The following is an 18,842-nucleotide window of genomic DNA, read 5'->3' as shown; positions in this document are numbered from 1 at the left end:
TATAAAAAATGAGTTAAAATTATATGCAGATAACAAAAAACGCACAAAAACATGGAGGGAAAATGGTGAAAAAGAAGGTAGCAGGCGTATTGGTGGTTTCGGCAATGTGTGCAGTCATGGCTGCAGGCTGTAAAAGCGTAGAGACGGATTCTGGCAGCTCTTCAGCCTCCGAACAGAAGATAGCAGGTGCGGATGGCGGCAGTTCCTCAGTATCCAGTCAGGATAGCGTGTTAGAATTCTATCACGGATATTATCATGATGAGAGTGAATGGCCGGCAGCAAAGGTCATGCGGGACATCTACGATCAATTTGCGCAAGAGCATGCTGATGACAAGGTAACTTTTAAACCAATCGCTGTAGAAAACCGTGATGATATTGTCAGCGCCCAGGTAGCCGGAGGTTCTTTTCCGGATCTGGTGGACTGCGGCGGAGCAGGAGTTCCCCTTGCTGCGGTTGAACAGGGGCTGGTATATGACCTGAAATCCTATATTGATGAAAATAAGCTGCAGGATGCAATAGGGCTGAATTATACACAGAACAATCAGGATGGACATATTTATTCTGTGCATGATCAGATTGAAAGCCGAGGTCTGTGGTATAACAGGAATATGTTTGAACGGGCAGGAGTTACAGCAGACGCGCTTTCTGATTGGGATTCCTTCGGGGCTGCGATGGAGAAAATCCGCGCTTTAAAGGATGGGTCATATGGATATATTGCAGGCCAGGGCTCCAGCTACATATTTAATACAGTGATGGCTTCCACAGAGGAAGGGAAAGAAATGCTGGAGTCTGATTTAACGGAAGCTACCATCAATTCAGATGCTTTTGCAAAGGCATTTAAAACAACGGCAGCTCTGGATCAGGCAAATGGTTCGGATCATACAACTGAAGATAATGGAAACCTGATGGATGACTTTAATAAAAACGGAACAGTAGGAGTCCTTTTTAATGGCGTATGGAATGCCAGCGGAATCAGTGAGAATTTAATGGGAGACATAGAGCCGGCGATTTATCCTGGTAACATTGCGATAGCGTCTGCTGGCGGCGGACTGGCAGTTGCAAATGGCATGAGTGATGAGAAAACAGAGCTTGCCCTTGAATTTATAAGGTATATGACAAGTGAGAAGGTTCAGGAAAGAATCTTTACAGAGGTTCAGGCAAATCCCTGCAATACGACGCTGGATCTGAACTCGCTGGCGGAAAAGAGTGGGGATGAGGCTGTTAAGAAGCTGGCTAAGGCATGCTCCCAGGTAAATGAAGCAGAACATATAGTCATTGATATGAATTATTCATGGGGCTTTGACGTGGATAAAGCGATTATCAATGCCTTAAGGGAATGTGCGGTTTCTGGAACTGATATAGATGCCAGATTCCAGCAGCTTCAAAAAGAGCTGATTGCATTAATTGGATAATGATAGTTTAGAAGCGGTAAGTCAGGGAAGGGGTGATCCCTTCCCTGTTTTTATGGAGGTGTATACTATGGAAAAGCAACATACATATAAAAAAAAGAGTAAAATCAGCATGAGAAAAACAGGCTTTATAATCGCCTTTCTATTGCCCACGCTGCTGGCGTTTTGTGTGTTCTATCTTTATCCGATCCTTACGGTGTTTGTAACTTCTTTCTGCAAATGGGACTATACGAATATAACTAGTCCTGAGTTTTTCGGCTTTAGTAAGCTGTGGGAAAATTATGAGTATCTTTTTAACAAATATCCATATTTTTGGGAGGCTCTGAGAAATTCTGTAATCTGGGCCATTTTGGGAGCGGTGGTACAGATTCCAATCGCGGCCTTGATAGCATTGGCCTTATCCAGAAAAGTAAAGGGTATTAAATTTGTCCGCAATGTCTATATCATACCAAATATGATCTCAACAGCAGCAATGGGAGTGATCTTTCTGCAGCTATACAATCCATCCTATGGGATTGTCAATCCGATTATCCGGCTTTTCAACAAAGGCTTTAACGACAATATCCTTCTGCTGAAAGGGCCAGCCTTTCTGGCGATGACTGCCTCCTATATCTTTTTTACCGGAACCACCACACTGATGATTCTGGGAAATATTATGGCAGTCCCCAGGGAAATAAAAGAAGCGGCTATGCTGGATGGCGCAGGCGGGTTGAAGCAGGACTGGTTTATCACGATTCCCATGATAAAGGAAACCCTTCGGACTGTGTCAATACTGGCTGCCACGTCAGGCTTCCTGCTCTATAATGAAGTATATTTTCTGACCAAAGGCGCGGCGGGAACCTACAGCATCAGCTATGTAATCCGGGAACTGGCCATTACCAGTCCAAGAACTCAGTTTGGCAGGGCCAACGCGGTTGCCACGATTCAGATTTTGGCCGGAATGGTTATCATTGTGATAATAAACCTGCTGTATCGTATTTCCTTCAAAAAGAAGGCAGGACAGGAAAGGGAGGGAGCGTAAAATGACTTTGAAACACAGACAAGGAAAGAACGTAAAAACTATGCCTAAGGGAACCAGAATTTTCACTTATATCTGCCTGATATGGGCCCTTTTCGTATCACTGTTTCCCCTTGTATGGCTGGTGATTTCCAGCCTGAAGAAGGACCCGCTGGCAAGACCAGGCTTTCAGCTTCCGGACTCTATTTATCTGGAGGGATACCTGTCGACCTTCCGTGATCTGCATGTACTTCGCTACTTCGGTAACAGCTTATTGATAGCGGGGCTTTCGGTTGCCATTAGTGTTGTGATGATTTCAATGTCCGCTTATGTAGTTGGGAGAATGGAATTTAAAGGAAAGGGGCTGGTCAGCGGCCTTTTGTATTCTACCATGTTTATTCCGGCAACTGCTCTTACATACCCTGTATATAATCTGATTAATACGATGAAGCTGTATGACACAAGGGCTGCCTTGATTCTGATTTACTCCTGCAGCGGAATTGCGGTCAGCTTTTTTTTAATTAAAAATTATTATGATAATATTCCAAGAGAGCTGGAGGAGGCTGCAAGAATTGACGGCTGTGGATACGTACAGACATGGGCAAGGGTCATATTTCCCATTGCCCGGCCGGGAATCATGATAGCGGCAGTACTTGCGTTTCTCAATAACTGGAACGAGTATTATTGGGCGTCGCTGGTTTTAATTGATCGGAATAAATTGACGGTGCCAGGACTTTTGTCTACGTTTACGTCCTCCTTCCGGACGAATTATAACGGCCTGTTTTCTGCCATGGTTGTCATCATTTTGCCGCCCATTATATTATACTGTATTTTCAGTAGGTTTTTTATTGAAGCATTGTCCGGTGGAGCTGTAAAGGGTTGAAAAAAGCTTTACAATCACCTGTAGAGATTCTAACAGTAAGGAGAGAGCATATGAATCAGGAAATCAGAGAGCGCACAAAGTGGTTTATGGATGCAAGATTTGGGATGTTTATCCATTGGGGATTATACTCCATACCGGCATGTGGGGAATGGGTGATGTCTGAAAGGGAAATGACCGCAGAAGAATACCGTCCTTTCTTTGAACAGTTTGATCCAGTGGATTATAATCCCCAAAAATGGGTTCGCCTGGCAAAGGAGGCAGGTATGAAATATGCGGTGCTGACAGCAAAGCATCACGATGGCTTCTGCCTGTTTGATTCGGTCCTGACGGATTACAAGTCGACTAAAACAAAGGCAGGGCGAGATTTGGTTCGGGAATTTGTGGAGGCCTGCCGGGCAGAAAATTTACGTGTAGGACTTTATTTTTCCATTATTGACTGGCATCATCCGGATTTCCCCAAATATGGGGATCGGCAGCATCCTATGCGCAACAATGAAGCACATAAGGATGAACGGATTGACTTTGATCGGTATCTGGAGTATATGCATGGGCAGGTAAAGGAGCTGGTGACGAATTATGGGAAGTTGGATCTGCTTTGGTTTGATTTTTCCTATGATGATATGAGAGGTGAGAAGTGGCGGGCGGCTGACTTGATCCAGATGGTACGCGCCTACCAGCCGGATGTGATCATTGACAATCGCCTGGAGGGAGCAGGAGACAGCCACGGAAGTATTGCTACCGTGAATCCTCTCGTCTACAGCGGGGACTTTGCCAGTCCAGAACAGCTTATCCCGCCGGAAGGAGTGTGCGACGAAGCGGGAGAGCTTATTCCGTGGGAGCTGTGCACCACTATGAATAATCATTGGGGATATTGTAATTTTGACCATCAGTATAAATCCTCTCAGATGCTGGTGCGTAAGCTTGTGGAATGTGTAAGCAAGGGTGGAAATATGATTCTGAACGTAGGGCCAGACGCCAGAGGGAATATACCGGAGGAAAGCGTAAGAATTTTAAAGGAGATTGGAGGATGGATGGAAAAAAATAAGGAAAGCATCTATGGCTGCGGAATCTCAGAACTGCCTAAACCAGAATGGGGGAGGTATACGCAAAGGGGAGATATAATATACGCACATGTGTATGAAACGCCGTTGGGAGCCCTGCCTCTCTATGGAATTAAGCCTGACAGGCTGGCTGACGTAGTCTATCTGGCAGATGGAAGTAATGTGAACCGGGGAGAAGCGTGGAACACAGCTCTTTATCCCGATGTGGCCTTTGTGTCCTTGGGAGACAATCCTGTATTTACGTATCCGTTGCCGGATGAGAGGGATACAGTACTGAAAATTTGCCTGAAGCAGGGCTTTACGGAAAAATATGAGAGACAGCGGCATTGACTGTCAGCCTGACGCTAAGTAGACATGAAAAAGGAGGGGGGCAGCAAGTTTCACAACCTGCTTGCGCCTCTATAGAAGGGAAAGGAATGATGAAAAATATGAAACAGGTAACAGCGGCGCTTGTGGGGGCAGGATTAAGGGGAGCACATGTATATTCTAATTACGCATTGGAGCACCCGGAAGAATTTCGGGTGGTTGCGGTTGCTGAACCAGATGAAAAACGGCGGCTTATGTTCGCGAAAAAGCATGGGATTCCAAAGCATTTACAGTTCCAAAGGGATGAGGAGCTGTTTCAGCAGGAGAAGCTGGCAGACTGCGCAATGATCTGCACCCAGGATAGGATGCATTTTAAACCCGTGATAAAAGCAATGGAAAAGGGGTATCATGTCCTGTGTGAAAAGCCTATGTCGCCAGAAAGGGAAGAAATTATAAAAATGGGAGAGATGGCACAGAAATATGACCGTATCCTGTCTGTGTGCCATGTGCTTCGATACTCCCCCTTCTTTGTAAAATTAAAATCCCTTCTTTCAGAAAAAAGGATTGGAAGGCTTATAAGCATCCAGCATATGGAGGAGGTTGGATTTTGGCATTATGCACACAGCTTTGTCAGAGGCAACTGGAGAAGGGCGGAAGAATCCAGTCCAATGATCCTGCAGAAATGCTGCCATGATATGGATATCCTGCTATGGCTGGCAGAAAGTAGCTGTGTGAAGATTAGCTCCTTTGGAGCTCTGTCCTATTTTAAAGAGGAAAATGCCCCGGAACATGCGCCTGCCTATTGCCTGGACGGCTGTGTCCATAGGGAAGAATGCCCCTTTTACGCACCCAGATTCTACCTTGAGCATCCAAAGGCAGAAGAGGATGGATTCGTCTATGGAGTGACCCAGGAGGCAAGTCCTAAAAATATCATGGAAGCGTTGAGGAAAGGGCCTTATGGGAGATGTGTTTTTCACTGCGATAATACGGTGGTAGATCACCAGGCAGTGAATCTGGAATTTGATAATCAGGTGACAGCCTCCTTTGTAATGACGGCATTTACGAGTCAATGTGCAAGGCGGATTCGTCTGATGGGTACAAAGGGAGAAATCAAGGGCGATATGGGGGCAGGTATCATTGAGATTCTGGATTTTGTAAGCGGAGCAGCTGAGGTAATCCGTCTTCATACCCCCGAAAAGGGGCACAATGGCAGTGATACAAGTATGATGAGAGATTTTGTCAGGATGATAGGGGAAGGAATGCCGGGAAAAACGGAAGCAGCGGTTTCTGTAGCAAGCCATCTGATGGCTCTGGCGGCAGAGGAGGCCAGACTGGATGGAATGGTTATTGATTTTCCAAAATATGTAAGGAGAATATGAGTTGGAGCTGCATAGATTTTTCGAGGGAATAAGGATGATGCCGGAGGCTGTAAGGCAGGTGGGGCGGCTTCATATTGAGGAACGCACATATCAGCGGATAAAGGCTCTGTTTCAGAGGGATAAAAAGAAATTTTACACTACGGTGTTAAGACAGCCGGATTTTAGAATCTGTTTTCTGTATTACTTCAGCCGTATGGGGTGTGAAACCTATGAACGCTATCAAGAGGATGGAATTGGGGAACGGATTTATTGGGATACCTTTTATGATCTCACCTTGTGGTGTGAAAATTGTTTTCGGGAATACGGAGCCTATGGAACTGATCAGTACGACTGGTTTTTTCGCCATATCGAGTGCAGGCTGTTTCGGCTTGGACGCCTGGAGTTTGAAAGGATGGAATCAGAGTGGGCTCTTAAATATGGCAGGACGGAGATAAAAAAAGGCGATACTGTGATTAACGTTCATATTCCCCAGGGAGAAAGGCTGGAGCTGGCAGCCGTTAGAGCTTCCTGTGAACAGGCTTTCAGTTTTTGGGGAAAGCAGTATCCTTACATATGCCATTCATGGCTGCTGTATCCTGAGCTTTCTAGGGTGCTGGGAAAGGAAAGCAATATCCTGGGCTTTCAGAAGCTATTTCGGATCGTCCAGGTGGATTTTGCCGAGAGAGAAGCAGAATGGAGGATATATGGGAAAATACAGGATGACCTGGAGCTGTACCAGGAAGCAACCAGCCTCCAGAAAAAGGCAAAGGAGTATTTGAGGGATGGGGGAGCATTAGGAAATGGACTGGGTATTCTGGATTTTTCTGCCGGATAAAAGGATTCTAACATGAATGAACGGATTGTACTGAGAAAGCAGGGCAGATAATATGCCTTGCTTTTTTGCTCATATCAACGTATGATAGGAATAGGCGCCGGCCTGTGTCCCTGCTGCTGGAAAGCTGGTGAGAGAAGTTTTGGAGCAACGTAAAGCAAGCCTGTAAAGAGCCGGCGTGCTGTAAGGGAAGCTGTCCATGGGGCGGTCAGTGAAGGCATAGAGCGAGGCATATACAAAGGAGAGACATATGACAAAGAAGGAATTGACGCTTGCGATCATAAAGCGTCTAAAGAAGGAGTACCCAGACGCAGGATGTACATTGGACTATAATCAGGCCTGGAAGCTTCTAGTAAGCGTGCGGCTGGCAGCCCAGTGTACAGATGCAAGAGTGAATGTAGTGGTCCAGGATTTGTATGCCAGGTATCCGGATGTGGCCGCTTTGGCTGCCGCTGATGTGGAGGAGATTGAACAGATTGTCAGACCCTGCGGACTGGGACGCAGCAAGGCCAGGGATATCAGCGCCTGTATGAAAATATTGAAGGAGAAATATGGGGGGAAGGTGCCGGAGGATTTCGAGGCTCTCTTGGAGCTTCCGGGAGTGGGCCGCAAGAGCGCCAACCTGATTATGGGAGATGTGTTCGGGAAGCCTGCGATTGTGACGGATACCCACTGCATTCGTCTGGTGAACCGTATGGGCCTGGTGGATGGCATAAAGGAGCCGAAAAAGGTGGAAATGGTCTTGTGGAAGCTGGTTCCTCCAGAGGAGGGCAGCGATTTTTGCCACAGGCTGGTATATCATGGAAGAGATATATGCACAGCCAGGACAAAGCCTTTTTGTGATAAATGCTGCATCAATGATATTTGCAGGAAAAAGGGGATTTAAATGATACAGCAGGCATTTTGCGCTTTGAGAGAATCGAAAGGATTGGATATAAACATGAATATTCAGATATTTGGCAGAGCTAAATGCTATGATACGAAAAAGGCAGAGCGGTATTTTAAGGAAAGGGGCATCAAGTTCCAGATGATCAGGCTGAATGAAAAGCCTATGAGTAAGGGAGAGTTTGTAAGGGTAAGGCAGGCGGTGGGAGGACTGGATGAGATGCTTGATCAGAGCTGTAAGGATCAGGATACCCTGACTCTGCTTGAGTATATCGCCAAGGAGGACAGGGAGGAAAAAGTGCTGGAGAACCAGCAGGTTTTAAAGACCCCCATTGTCAGAAATGGAACCCAGGCTACAGTTGGCTATCAGCCGGAGGTGTGGAAAGCTTGGGAATGAAGCCGGAGGTGAGCGTATGAGCTTTATAGAACAGAAACGGCAGCTGCGCAGAATGTTAAAAGCGCAGGCAGCACAGCTGGATCTTTCCTACTGCCGTGAGGCGGACCGGGCGATTTTTAAGAGTATTACAGATTTGCCGGAGTATCAGAGGGCAGAGCGGATTTTCTGCTTTGTAGGTACGGCAAGGGAGATTGACACGGCTCCTGTTATAAAGGATGCTCTGAAAAAGGGAAAAGTCGTGGGTGTTCCCAGATGTACAGGCAAGGGGATAATGGATGCCTGTCAGATAGATGGGCTGAACTGTCTAAAGCTGGGGCGGTATGGTATTATGGAGCCAGAAGAGACGGCGGCTGTGCTTTTTCCTGAGGATCTTGAGCTGGTACTTGTTCCTTGCCTTACGTGCAGCCTGTCAGGGAAGCGGCTTGGATATGGGGGAGGGTATTATGACAGATATTTGGCAAGAACAAGGGCTTTTAAAGCAGTCCTTTGCCGGGTTAGGAGCATGAGGGAGGATATTCCGGCGGAGGCGCATGATGCAGTGATGGATGCTGTTATTTCTGAAATGGGCGTAAGGCGCGTATAGGACTTTTGCTCTAAATCTGATTTGCTCAAATTCAAAGTTATGTAAACTTGGATACAAAAGCCTCCTATTCTTGGTTTCTTAAAATCTCTTAGAGCCAACGTACTTCTTCATGATTAAGAAATTGCCTTTTTCTAATGAATGTAGGATATTGATGTAATAGATGCCTCGTGAATGGAATATGCTATGATAATGCTTCCAATTATGATAGACACACTATGGTAGATACAGCAAACAAAAAGCCCAGTAAAGAGTGCAAGCACCACCTATGGTGGCAAGCTCTTGACAGGACTTTTTTTCTGTGATAGATAATCAAGAAGAAGTAAAGTATTGCTAAATTTGTTGATAATCAGACAAAGGTAACGCAGGGATCACAATATGAGCTAACACTACATAATGATACTCCACCGCCCATAGCAACAGTATTAAGAATTGCTTCTACAGTATCTAATTCAATTATCATTGGTGAATTCGATTGATGTAAGTTCCACCAATCCAAAAGAGCTTTTCTGTAGGGGCAGGACTTGATATTATTTTAAATAAACTTATTATTATACTAGGCAGGGGGAGGAATCTATGCTATATTAAATTATAACATTCATATGAGGAGGTCTTTTGATGAAGAAAGATAGTTTTGGGATATGTATTTCTTTTTATGCAATTCTGGCTTTTGTTTTAGCAATTTTGGGACAGACATTATTATGTGGTATGTTGCTTGGCTTTGTTATTGTGCTTCAAAAGGACGAATGGCTCACAAAACAAGCAATGCAGGCTTTTTTTCTCAGTCTTCTGAAAGGAATTATATCAGCTATCATAAGTGCGTTTTCTTGGTCTTACTCAATTCCGCTGATTGGAACAGCCATTTCCGGTGTATTTGGCTTTATCGGTGGTATTTTGTCTCTCATTGTATTAATAATTGCTCTTATGGCGCTTAGCCGTGTCGCAAAAGGTTCCGACGCGAAGCTTCCGGTGGCTGCCGCCTTGGCCAATAAGGCATTTGGACTGACCTGTACTGTGAAATATGAGCCAGCTCCTGAATCAGATAAATCGTGAAAATAGTTTACAAGCATTCTTAATAAGCTCGCCTTATGGCGGGCTTATTCCATCTAGCTGGCAGTTGATGCTTCACGTAACGGAAGAACGGATTTTGGAGGGCGTAAAGGAGCTGATGGATGTTTGCATGAAGCGTTGGTTCCCCTGAATAGAGGTGTTTTCTTAGAAAGGGATTCTAAAGGGCAGAGAGATGATAAGAATGCCGGAACAGAGAAGTAAAGGCTGAATAATAAATGGAAGTAATTCTGACTTGAAAAAATGGCGGAAAGAGATTAAACTGTTATTATGAAACTATTATATGAAGAAACGCTGGGTGGATTGTCCATCCAGCGTTGTTATGGTTTAGATGGAAGCGTGGTGGTGCCTGAGCGCATTAATGGTCTTCCAGTGAAGGAGCTTGCCGGGTATGTGCTGTCAGAAACGGTAAGGGGACGTGATAAGCCGCCGGCGGAGTTTGCCGGGGAACCGGAGATAAAGGGAGGCCAGGTTGAGGAGCTGGTTCTTCCCGTAAGTCTTGAAAGAGTGGGAGCTTATGGATTCTATAATTGCTATGGACTGAGGACGATGGCCTTCCACAGTACCACGCTGGACTGGGGAGCCGGAGTTTTTACCGGATGTACAGGGATAAAGCGTCTGGATATCCGGGTTCATGAGGGAAGCAGATCCTGCTTAAAGGAGATTTTAACAGAGCTTCGACAGACTCTGGTGGTGGATTACCGGGATGAACAGGGACGCATGCTGGCAAAGCTTATATTTCCAGAATATTTTGAGGAATCGGTGGAAAATACGCCTGCCCGGATTATTACAAGAGAAATGCATGGGTGCGGGCATATGTACCGCTATTGTTTTGAGGAAACCAGGTTTAAGGTGGGGGAGTATGACAGGCTGTTTAGGCAGGTGCAGATTCAGGAAAGCGAGGCATTGGCCGTAAGACTGGCGCTTTATCGTCTGTTCTGGCCCTGGGGGCTTTCCGGGGACGCTGGGAATGTTTACTGGGAGTATGTGAAAAATCATGTGAAAGCGGCCGCAATGGGTCTTTTGGAGAGGGAGGAAACAGAGATTCTCTTCTGGCTGGCAAGAGAGCGGCGGATGGATGAGATGGCTTTGGAGGAGATGGTGACGGCGGCGGCCCAGATGGAGGATGCCCAAAGCGCTGCAGCTTTGATGGACACAAAATACAGGCGCTTCGGAGCTGCTAAGGCTGTAAAGCGATCCTTTGAATTATAACAATATACAAATATACGAAATAGAGAAAGCAGGAGGAATACGATGGCTAAGAAAACAAAGGGACAGGAACTGCAGGAGAAGCTTACATGGAAGTTCCCTAATATTGGAAAAGAGAGACCGGAGCTGGTAGAGAAAGCAGAGAAATACTGTCATGGATACAAGCGGTTTTTGAATGTGGGGAAAACGGAGAGGGAGTGCGTTCGGGAAGCCGTAAGGCTGCTGAAAAAGGCCGGATATAAGCCCTTTAAGCGAACGGATGAGTATCAGCCAGGAGATAAGGTTTATTTTGTAAACCGGGAAAAGGCGCTGATTGCCACTACCTTTGGAAAACGCCCGATAGCAGAGGGCCTGCGGCTGAATGGCGCTCACATTGATTCACCCAGGCTGGATTTAAAGCCGAACCCTTTGTATGAAAAGGATGAGGTGGCGCTGTTTAAAACTCATTATTATGGGGGAATACGGAAGTATCAGTGGGGTACTATTCCCCTGGCTCTGCATGGAGTTGTGGTGAAAAAGAATGGGGATTTGGAAGATATCTGTATTGGGGAGGATGAGGACGATCCGGTATTCTGCGTGACGGATCTCCTGCCCCACCTCTCGGCTAAGCAGAATGAACGTCCTTTGAAGGATGGATTGAAAGGAGAGGAGCTGAATATTGTGGTAGGCTCTCTTCCCTATGAGGACGAGGAGGTTAAGGAGGGAGTAAAGCTGATGGCTCTCAGTCTGCTCTATGAAAAGTATGGAATGACAGAGAAGGATTTTTTCAGGGCAGAGCTGGAGATGGTTCCTGCGGCTAAGGCAAAGGACGTAGGCCTGGACAGGAGCCTCATCGGGGCTTACGGACAGGACGACAGAGTTTGCGCTTATACAGCTCTGACAGCTGAGATAGATGTGAAGAAGCCGGAGTTTACAACCGTTACCATCCTTACGGATAAGGAGGAAACCGGATCTGACGGAAATACAGGGCTGGATTCTGATTATGTTCTCCACTACATAGAGGATCTGGCAGAGTTGGAGGGGGTGGCTGTGCGGGATGTGCTGAGAAATTCCCTGTGCCTGTCCTCGGATGTGAATGCTGCCTTTGATCCCACCTTTTCGGATGTTTACGAACCCCGGAATTCCTGCTACATCAATAAGGGCTGTGTTCTGACCAAGTATACAGGAGCAAGGGGAAAAGCAGGATCGAATGATGCCAGCGCGGAAACGATGGCCAGGGTCATTGCCATGATGGAGTCTGCCGGCGTTTACTGGCAGGCCGGTGAGCTGGGAGCTGTAGATGCCGGAGGCGGCGGAACCATAGCCAAGCTGGTGGCTCGTATGGACGTGGATACAGTAGATCTGGGAGTGCCTATTTTATCAATGCATTCGCCCTTTGAGCTGGCTTCCAAGCTGGATGTATATCAGACCTATAAGGCCTTTAAAGCCTTTTATCAGTAATGGGTTTCAGGAGTCCGTTTGCTGTAAAACGGCTGATTCCCTTAAATTTTCATGAAACTTAGAGGAAAGGCTTTTTTTTCCCAGGCAGGTATGGTATAACTATGTACAGCGCACCCCTGGGGCAGCAGGCTGAAAAAGGATGGTTTGGCTGGCAGACGGATGGTGCGAAATCAGTAAAAGAAAAGGGAAAAGTACGATGAAAAAATTAACAATACTGTGTTTGTGCGGATTGGCTGCCATGTCTATGATGACCGGCTGCTCAAAGACTGCATCTGATGGTAAGGAAGATCTGGGCACTGTAGAATTGGCTGAGTATAAAGGCGTGAAGGTGGATATTCCGGTTCCCCAAGTGACGGACGAAGAGGTGGATGCCAGAGTGAATCAGGCCTTAGCTGCCAACCCGAAGGAGACGGTGGTAAACCGGGCTGCTGAAATGGGTGACATCGTTAACATTGATTATGTGGGAACACAGGACGGCGTGGAATTTGCGGGAGGCAAGGCGGAGGGTACAGATTTAACCCTTGGTTCCGGACAGTTTATTGACGGATTCGAGGATGGCCTGGTTGGAGCCAGGGCCGGAGACAAAAAGGAGCTGAACCTGACATTCCCTGAGGATTATAAAGAGAAATCCCTGGCTGGTCAGAACGTAGTTTTTAAAGTTACTGTAAATGAAGTAAAGATTAAGGAAGAGGCCAAGCTAGATGACGAGTTCGTTCAGAGCGTTTCTGAATATCAGACAGTAGACGAATATAAGAGCAGCATCCGTCAGGAGCTGCAGGATCAAAAGCAGAAGTCCTATGACTTGTCTGTTCAGCAGGCTGTGCTCCAAAAGGTAGTGGAAGGTTCTAAGTTTAAGCTTAATAAGAGTACGGTTTCCAGGCGTTATAATACAATGGTAGACCAGTATACACAGCAGGCTAAGCTGCAGGGCGGTACCTTTGCCAGCTTTGCGCAGGCTAATGGTATGGACGAAGGCGGACTAAAGGAATCTCTCTACGCCTCTGTGAAGGACGCTGTAAAGAACCAGCTGGTAATTAACACCATTGCTTTAAATGAGGGAATGGCGCTGGAGGATGCAGATCGTGAGGCCTTTGCCCAGACCAACGGACAGACGGTTGAAACAGCGGTAAATGCTTACGGTCAGGAGACCTTTGACGAGATGGCGCTTAACCATAAGGTTATGAAATATTTGGCTGATCATGCGGTAAATGAGGCTGCGGGCCTCCAGGCAGACGAGCCGTCTCCGGCAGACTCCGGGGAGCCTGCTGCAGAGACAGCTGCTTCTGAAGCGGCAGCGCCGGAAACAGCAGCCCGCTAATCAGCGGGAGAATAAGGAGGGGTGGCGCGTGCAGATATTAAAGGACAGAATACGTAAGGATGGCAAAATTAAGGCCGGGAACGTGCTGAAGGTGGACAGCTTCTTAAACCATCAAATGGATATTAAGCTGTTTGGCGAGATTGGCAAGGAGTTTAAGAAAAGGTTTTCTGATGCTGAGGTGACAAAGATTCTTACCATTGAGTCGTCAGGAATTGGAATTGCATGTATTGTGGCCCAGTATTTTGACGTTCCTGTGGTTTTTGCGAAAAAAACACAGACGAAAAATATTGCAGGCGAGGTGTTTACCACCAAGGTCGAATCCTTCACCCATGGGCGTGTGTATGATATCATTGTGTCAAAGGAGTTTATGGGTCCTGGAGACAGGGTTTTGCTGATTGATGATTTTTTAGCAAACGGCAAGGCTCTGGAGGGGCTGGCTGCCCTGGTCAGGGACTCAGGAGCAGAACTGGTGGGAGCTGGCATTGTAATAGAGAAGGGATTTCAGGTAGGCGGAGATTTGCTCCGGGCAGAGGGAATCCGTCTGGAGTCGCTGGCGATTGTAGAGAGTATGGACGAGGAGACACAGAGTATTGTGTTCAGAAATGATGAATAGACGGACAAAAGCATTATTTTTTGATATTGATGGAACTCTTTTATCTGAAAAGACTGGGAAAATTCCTGAAAGCGCTAAGATAGCTCTCCAAGAAGCAAGAAGAAAAGGACATCTGGTATTTCTTAACTCTGGAAGGGTATACGGTCACTTAAAGGGGATTCGGGACGAGGTGGAGGCCGACGGTTATCTCTGCGGCTGCGGCACCTACATTTTGGTGGGGGGTAAGGTGCTTTACTGTCACCGGATTCCGAGAGAACGGGGCATCCAGATAAAGAAGGATATTGATGCGTGTGGTCTGGACGGAGTTTTGGAGGCCATTGAAGGCTGCTATTTTCACAAAACGCCTTCCAGGATTCCCAAGGTGGAGGCATTGAAGAATGCGGTGCAAAAATCGGGCAGTGCGCTGGCATATGACTGGGAAGAGGACTGCTATGATTTTGACAAGCTGTATCTGGGTTCAGATGAACAGAGCCAGTGCAGGGAGCTTTTCGGACGATTGAAGGATTTCGAGATTATTGACCGGGGGCAGGGATTTTACGAGTGTGTTCCCAGAGGACATTCCAAGGCGACGGCCATCGACCTGGTGCTGAAACATTATGGGATTTCTCTGCAGGATACCTATGTCTTCGGAGACAGCAGCAATGATTTGGAAATGTTCAGATATGCCACCAACTGCATCCTTATGGGACAGCACGATTCTGTGCTGGAGCCCTATGCTACATTTGAAACAAGGGATGTGGAGGACGACGGTATCGCCTATGCAATGAAGGAGCTGGGCATTATTTAGCACATCGTATAGAAAGAGCTGGCTGAATGAAGAAAAAGACTTGGATTATCAGTGCCCTGATGTACGCCGCAGTATTTGCAGCGTGCTTCGGGGTACTGCATTTTATGAAGAAAATAATTGAGCCGGGGAGTCAGGCTTCAGTTCCAATCAGCGCTGTAAGAATGGAAGCGGGAGAGGAGACAGGCGATGCGGATCAGGGGAATGTGACGGATGAGTCAGCGGAGCCTGTTCCTGTAGCTACTGGTTCCCAGGCTGAGGAGATAATCAGGGAAAAGGGATATAAAAGCTGGGAAAAGTATTTTCCAGGTATCTGGTCTCCGCCTCAGACGGAGGAAACGCCCTATGTACCGCCTAAAGTGATACTGGCTACGGATCTTCACTATCAGAGCGCTTCAGGATGGGACAAAGGAAGGGCGTTCCAGCTATTTGTAGAGCGGGGAGATGGGAAGGTAGTTCAATATTTGCCGGAGCTTTTAGAGGCATTTATAGACGAGGTGATAGAAGAAAAGCCCACAGCCCTGGTGCTTAGCGGAGATATTACTATGAACGGTGAGAAGATGAACCATGAGGAGCTCTCTGCCCGGCTAAAGAGGGTTCAGGATGCGGGAGTGCAGGTTCTGGTAATTCCCGGCAATCATGATATCAATAATACCAAGGCCTCAGTATTTTTTGGAGAAGAAAAGGAACAGGCCCCCTGGGTGACTCCCCAGGAATTCTATGACATTTATCATGAATATGGTTATGACCAGGCTTTAAGCAAAGACCAGGATTCCTTAAGCTATGTCTATGAGCTGGATGAGAAAAACTGGCTGCTGATGCTGGATTCCTGTCAGTATGAGCCGGAAAATCTTGTGGAGGGAAGACTAAAGGAAAGCACCATTGCCTGGGCCTGGGAGCAGTTGGCAGAGGCGAAGGAAAAGGGGGTGTTTGTTCTGCCTGTGGCCCATCATAATCTGTTGGCTCAGAGCAGAATGTATACTACCCAGTGCGCCATGGAGAACAATCAGGAGGTAATCGGCCTGCTGCAATATTATGAGGTTCCATTGTTTGTCAGCGGGCATCTTCATGTGCAGCGCATACGCAAGTACAAGAGTGAGCCGGGAGTGCCGGATGGGGAGTACGGGATACAGGAGATCATTACCGATGCTTTGAGTATTCCTCCCTGTCAGTACGGAGAGCTGGTATGGGAGCTGGATGGGAGCTTGTCTTACCAGACCAGGGCGGTAGATGTGTCAGCCTGGGCCAGAAGAACCGGGACGGATAATGAGGAGCTGCTGGATTTTGAGGACTGGTCCTACCGGTTTATACAGGAACTGATCAGTAACCAGATTCGGGGAATTGTAAAAAACCTTGGAGAAGATGTGGAGAAGTCTATGGCAGCTGTCTATGCCGCAGTATATATGGATTATTACGCAGGCCGGGAGATTGACGCCAAGGGGGTTAAGAGCTCGAAGGGATACCGGTTCTGGGAGCGGAACATGCCGGACAGCTACCTGTTGAGGGAGCTGGACGCCATGATAGCGGATTCAGACAGGGATCACAATTATTTTCTCCTGCCTGAGCTTACTCCATAGTAGAAAAGGAGGCTAAGAAGTGATATACTTTAGGAAGCAATCGCTTTTTAGATAAAGGAGGAAGCGGCCATGAGGATGAGAGGCTTGAAAATGACTGTAAAGCGTTTGGGAGCTCTGACGGGAGCCTTCGTGCTGGCAATATCCGTGACCTCCTACAGCGCTCCCCAGAGGTGGAGTTCAGGGATGTACTTCGCCCTGCAGGGAACGGTTTTGCCTCAAGGAGATAGACGAGCTTTCGTACCCTATTCCCAGCGTGTTCATGAACAATATGACCCGGCTGTGCTGGAGCAGGCTATGGCAGAGTTTGAGACGGCATGCCAGACAGAGGGCCAGGAGGAGGCAGTAAGCCGTCTCTATGATACTCTGATAAGTGAATACGACTGCTTATCTACAAGGGTTTATATGGCTCAAATCGCGTATGACAGGGATATATCAGAGCCGGCTGCGGCTAAGGAGCAGGCCTATACCGCGGATCTCTATATGGAAATGTCGGAAAAGGTAGTAATGTCCATTCAAAAAGGACTGGCCTCCTCCTATCATCCCCTTCTCAGCCAGAAGATGGGGGAGGAGCGGGTGACAATGGTGGAATCATATAAGCCTTATACTGAGGCGGAGCTGGAGCTTTTAAAAGAAGAGGATCAGCTTATACGCAAGTATGAACAACTGGCTGCGTCAGAAACCAGCGTGAATATAGACGGTGAGCTTTGGACCTATGACAGGCTGGAGGATGACGATTTTCTCACCTCACAAGCCTATGGGGAAATACAGGAGGCTCTGAGTAAGGAACGGAATCGGATTCTTGGAGCCTGCCTTTTGGAGCTGGCGGATGTGCGCAGAAAACAGGCGGCTTTCTATGGCTTTGACAGCTACAGCGATTATATGTACCAGCTTAGGTATGGGCGTGATTATACATTGCAGGATGTGTCACAGCTGTGTGAGATTGTAAAGAGGGAGATTGTCCCCCTTTATAATGCGCTGTGTTATGCAGATATGGATTACAGCTCATATGAAGAGCTGGATAAGCTGGAAAACCGCTCTACAAAAGAGCTGCTGGAGACAACCGGTACAGCTGTCGGCAGCCTGAGCGGAGAGCTGGGAGATATTTTCCGGTATATGCGGGAAAATGAGCTCTATGATATACAGTCAGATGAACCGGGAAAGGATCGGGTGGAGGTGGATTATACAGTGAGGCTTCCAGCTGATGGAGATGGATATATCTTTCTCAACCGGGAGAATACCTTTCGGGATTATCAGGCCCTTATCCATGAGTTCGGTCATTTTAGCGCCTATTACTATGATAAGACCCCGGAGCTTTACAGCGGCTTCGTCGTGGATGTGATGGAGATCCAGTCTATGGGGCTGGAGCTTCTGGCCACCAACTATGCCGGAGAGCTGGCTGGGGAGGGAGGCCCGGCTTATGCCTGTGAGACGGTAAATGATATGTTCTACAATATAATCAGCGCTTGTATGTTCAATGAATTAGAGGAGCTGCTATATGAGAATCCCAATGTGGAGCTGGAGGACTTAAACCGTAGATTCAAGGAAATACAGGATTCCTATGAAGGCTGGTATTATCAGGCATATGATGATGTTTGCTATGACTGGGTAGAGGTGCCTCATATCTTTTATGACCCTATGTACTATATTGGCTATGGAACCGCTTCTCTGACGGTTCTGGATTTGTGGGCCTTGTCCCAAAAGAATATGGAGGGCGCGGTGGATACCTATATGGGGATTTTAAAGGGAGGAATGGAGGTTCCTTACCGGGAAACTGCCCAACGGTGGGGGCTGCGTGATATATTTGACGAGGAGCAGGTTGCTGAGCTGGCAAATGAGATAAGGGACTATTATGGCCTTGAGACTCCGAAGAAGGTTGAGAATGAGAAGCCTTATGAGGATGAGAGAGCAGGAGCGGATGAGACGGATCTTAAGGAGCAGAATCATGTATTGATAACCCTTGGGATTATGCTTCTTGGTGGAATTGGCGCAGTGATTGTGCTGCAGCTGGCATTGGTGGGAATGGGGGGCTTCATCATCTGGTTATTGATGAAGAATAAAAACAGCAGAAACTGATGGAACAGAGGAGGGGGCCGGGCTGAGAAAAAGCAGAGGAGAGAAATGGACG

The 18,842-nt window shown here is 47.1% G+C and carries 17 protein-coding genes; all 17 read left to right on the top strand.

Annotated features, from left to right (window positions below; genetic code table 11):
• Positions 1 to 62: 62 nt before the first annotated feature.
• The 17 genes from FYJ39_RS04880 (at position 63) to FYJ39_RS04800 (ending at position 18,790) form a co-directional block, all read left to right on the top strand.
• The gene (locus FYJ39_RS04880; protein WP_154471327.1) at positions 63 to 1,412 is read left to right on the top strand and encodes an ABC transporter substrate-binding protein; all 1,350 of its coding nucleotides are present in this window, start codon (positions 63 to 65) and stop codon (positions 1,410 to 1,412) included.
• Between the two features lie 67 nt (positions 1,413 to 1,479).
• The gene (locus FYJ39_RS04875; protein ID WP_154471326.1) at positions 1,480 to 2,430 is read left to right on the top strand and encodes a carbohydrate ABC transporter permease; all 951 of its coding nucleotides are present in this window, start codon (positions 1,480 to 1,482) and stop codon (positions 2,428 to 2,430) included.
• Between the two features lies 1 nt (position 2,431).
• Positions 2,432 to 3,289, top strand: coding sequence for a carbohydrate ABC transporter permease (locus FYJ39_RS04870; protein WP_154471325.1), 858 nt, complete (start codon positions 2,432 to 2,434; stop codon positions 3,287 to 3,289).
• 50 nt (positions 3,290 to 3,339) lie between these two features.
• Positions 3,340 to 4,680, top strand: coding sequence for an alpha-L-fucosidase (locus tag FYJ39_RS04865; protein ID WP_154471324.1), 1,341 nt, complete (start codon positions 3,340 to 3,342; stop codon positions 4,678 to 4,680).
• 86 nt (positions 4,681 to 4,766) lie between these two features.
• Positions 4,767 to 6,035, top strand: a complete 1,269-nt coding sequence (locus FYJ39_RS04860; RefSeq protein ID WP_407923827.1) for a Gfo/Idh/MocA family protein — start codon at positions 4,767 to 4,769, stop codon at positions 6,033 to 6,035.
• A gap of 1 nt (position 6,036) precedes the next feature.
• Positions 6,037 to 6,849, top strand: coding sequence for an acyltransferase domain-containing protein (locus FYJ39_RS04855; protein WP_154471323.1), 813 nt, complete (start codon positions 6,037 to 6,039; stop codon positions 6,847 to 6,849).
• 247 nt (positions 6,850 to 7,096) lie between these two features.
• Complete coding sequence (locus tag FYJ39_RS04850) at positions 7,097 to 7,732, top strand: endonuclease III domain-containing protein (protein ID WP_154471322.1); 636 nt, start codon at positions 7,097 to 7,099, stop codon at positions 7,730 to 7,732.
• Positions 7,733 to 7,786: 54 nt separating this feature from the next.
• Entirely contained in the window at positions 7,787 to 8,128 is a 342-nt protein-coding gene (locus FYJ39_RS04845) for an arsenate reductase family protein (RefSeq protein WP_154471399.1), read from the top strand.
• A gap of 16 nt (positions 8,129 to 8,144) precedes the next feature.
• Positions 8,145 to 8,711: a 5-formyltetrahydrofolate cyclo-ligase gene (locus FYJ39_RS04840; RefSeq protein WP_154471321.1), complete on the top strand. Its 567-nt coding sequence runs from the start codon at positions 8,145 to 8,147 to the stop codon at positions 8,709 to 8,711.
• 615 nt (positions 8,712 to 9,326) lie between these two features.
• Positions 9,327 to 9,761, top strand: coding sequence for a hypothetical protein (locus FYJ39_RS04835; protein ID WP_154471320.1), 435 nt, complete (start codon positions 9,327 to 9,329; stop codon positions 9,759 to 9,761).
• 285 nt (positions 9,762 to 10,046) lie between these two features.
• Positions 10,047 to 10,988 carry a leucine-rich repeat domain-containing protein gene (locus tag FYJ39_RS04830; RefSeq protein WP_154471319.1) on the top strand — a complete coding sequence of 314 codons (942 nt, stop codon included), beginning with the start codon at positions 10,047 to 10,049 and terminating at the stop codon, positions 10,986 to 10,988.
• A 42-nt stretch (positions 10,989 to 11,030) separates the two neighbouring features.
• A complete protein-coding gene (locus FYJ39_RS04825) occupies positions 11,031 to 12,425 on the top strand; it encodes an aminopeptidase (RefSeq protein ID WP_154471318.1) in 1,395 nt (464 codons plus the stop codon).
• 196 nt (positions 12,426 to 12,621) lie between these two features.
• Complete coding sequence (gene tig / locus FYJ39_RS04820; protein WP_154471317.1) at positions 12,622 to 13,743, top strand: trigger factor; 1,122 nt, start codon at positions 12,622 to 12,624, stop codon at positions 13,741 to 13,743.
• A gap of 28 nt (positions 13,744 to 13,771) precedes the next feature.
• Positions 13,772 to 14,356 (top strand): xanthine phosphoribosyltransferase, encoded by a 585-nt coding sequence (locus FYJ39_RS04815; RefSeq protein WP_178258449.1) that lies wholly within the window; start codon positions 13,772 to 13,774, stop codon positions 14,354 to 14,356.
• Entirely contained in the window at positions 14,334 to 15,143 is an 810-nt protein-coding gene (locus tag FYJ39_RS04810; RefSeq protein WP_154471316.1) for an HAD-IIB family hydrolase, read from the top strand. Before FYJ39_RS04815 ends, FYJ39_RS04810 begins: the two co-directional genes overlap by 23 nt.
• Positions 15,144 to 15,169: 26 nt before the next feature.
• On the top strand, positions 15,170 to 16,717 hold the full coding sequence (locus tag FYJ39_RS04805) for a metallophosphoesterase (RefSeq protein ID WP_154471315.1): 1,548 nt from the start codon (positions 15,170 to 15,172) through the stop codon (positions 16,715 to 16,717).
• A gap of 69 nt (positions 16,718 to 16,786) precedes the next feature.
• A complete protein-coding gene (locus FYJ39_RS04800) occupies positions 16,787 to 18,790 on the top strand; it encodes a M3 family metallopeptidase (protein ID WP_154471314.1) in 2,004 nt (667 codons plus the stop codon).
• The last annotated feature ends 52 nt before the right edge of the window (positions 18,791 to 18,842 follow it).

The sequence above is a fragment of the Clostridium porci genome (assembly GCF_009696375.1).
Classification (GTDB): Bacteria; Bacillota; Clostridia; order Lachnospirales; family Lachnospiraceae; genus Enterocloster; species Enterocloster porci.
This window is presented reverse-complemented; position numbering and strand designations above follow the sequence as displayed.

Excerpts from the sequence above, each read along its gene's own strand:
- FYJ39_RS04835 (WP_154471320.1), top strand. The coding sequence starts at position 9,327 with ATGAAGAAAGATAGTTTTGGGATATGTATTTCTTTTTATGCAATTCTG.
- FYJ39_RS04825 (WP_154471318.1), top strand. The coding sequence starts at position 11,031 with ATGGCTAAGAAAACAAAGGGACAGGAACTGCAGGAGAAGCTTACATGG.
- FYJ39_RS04830 (WP_154471319.1), top strand. The coding sequence starts at position 10,047 with ATGAAACTATTATATGAAGAAACGCTGGGTGGATTGTCCATCCAGCGT.
- FYJ39_RS04840 (WP_154471321.1), top strand. The coding sequence starts at position 8,145 with ATGAGCTTTATAGAACAGAAACGGCAGCTGCGCAGAATGTTAAAAGCG.
- FYJ39_RS04860 (WP_407923827.1), top strand. The coding sequence starts at position 4,767 with ATGATGAAAAATATGAAACAGGTAACAGCGGCGCTTGTGGGGGCAGGA.
- FYJ39_RS04850 (WP_154471322.1), top strand. The coding sequence starts at position 7,097 with ATGACAAAGAAGGAATTGACGCTTGCGATCATAAAGCGTCTAAAGAAG.
- tig (WP_154471317.1), top strand. The coding sequence starts at position 12,622 with ATGAAAAAATTAACAATACTGTGTTTGTGCGGATTGGCTGCCATGTCT.
- FYJ39_RS04845 (WP_154471399.1), top strand. The coding sequence starts at position 7,787 with ATGAATATTCAGATATTTGGCAGAGCTAAATGCTATGATACGAAAAAG.
- FYJ39_RS04880 (WP_154471327.1), top strand. The coding sequence starts at position 63 with ATGGTGAAAAAGAAGGTAGCAGGCGTATTGGTGGTTTCGGCAATGTGT.
- FYJ39_RS04805 (WP_154471315.1), top strand. The coding sequence starts at position 15,170 with ATGAAGAAAAAGACTTGGATTATCAGTGCCCTGATGTACGCCGCAGTA.
- FYJ39_RS04800 (WP_154471314.1), top strand. The coding sequence starts at position 16,787 with ATGAGGATGAGAGGCTTGAAAATGACTGTAAAGCGTTTGGGAGCTCTG.
- FYJ39_RS04870 (WP_154471325.1), top strand. The coding sequence starts at position 2,432 with ATGACTTTGAAACACAGACAAGGAAAGAACGTAAAAACTATGCCTAAG.
- FYJ39_RS04865 (WP_154471324.1), top strand. The coding sequence starts at position 3,340 with ATGAATCAGGAAATCAGAGAGCGCACAAAGTGGTTTATGGATGCAAGA.
- FYJ39_RS04875 (WP_154471326.1), top strand. The coding sequence starts at position 1,480 with ATGGAAAAGCAACATACATATAAAAAAAAGAGTAAAATCAGCATGAGA.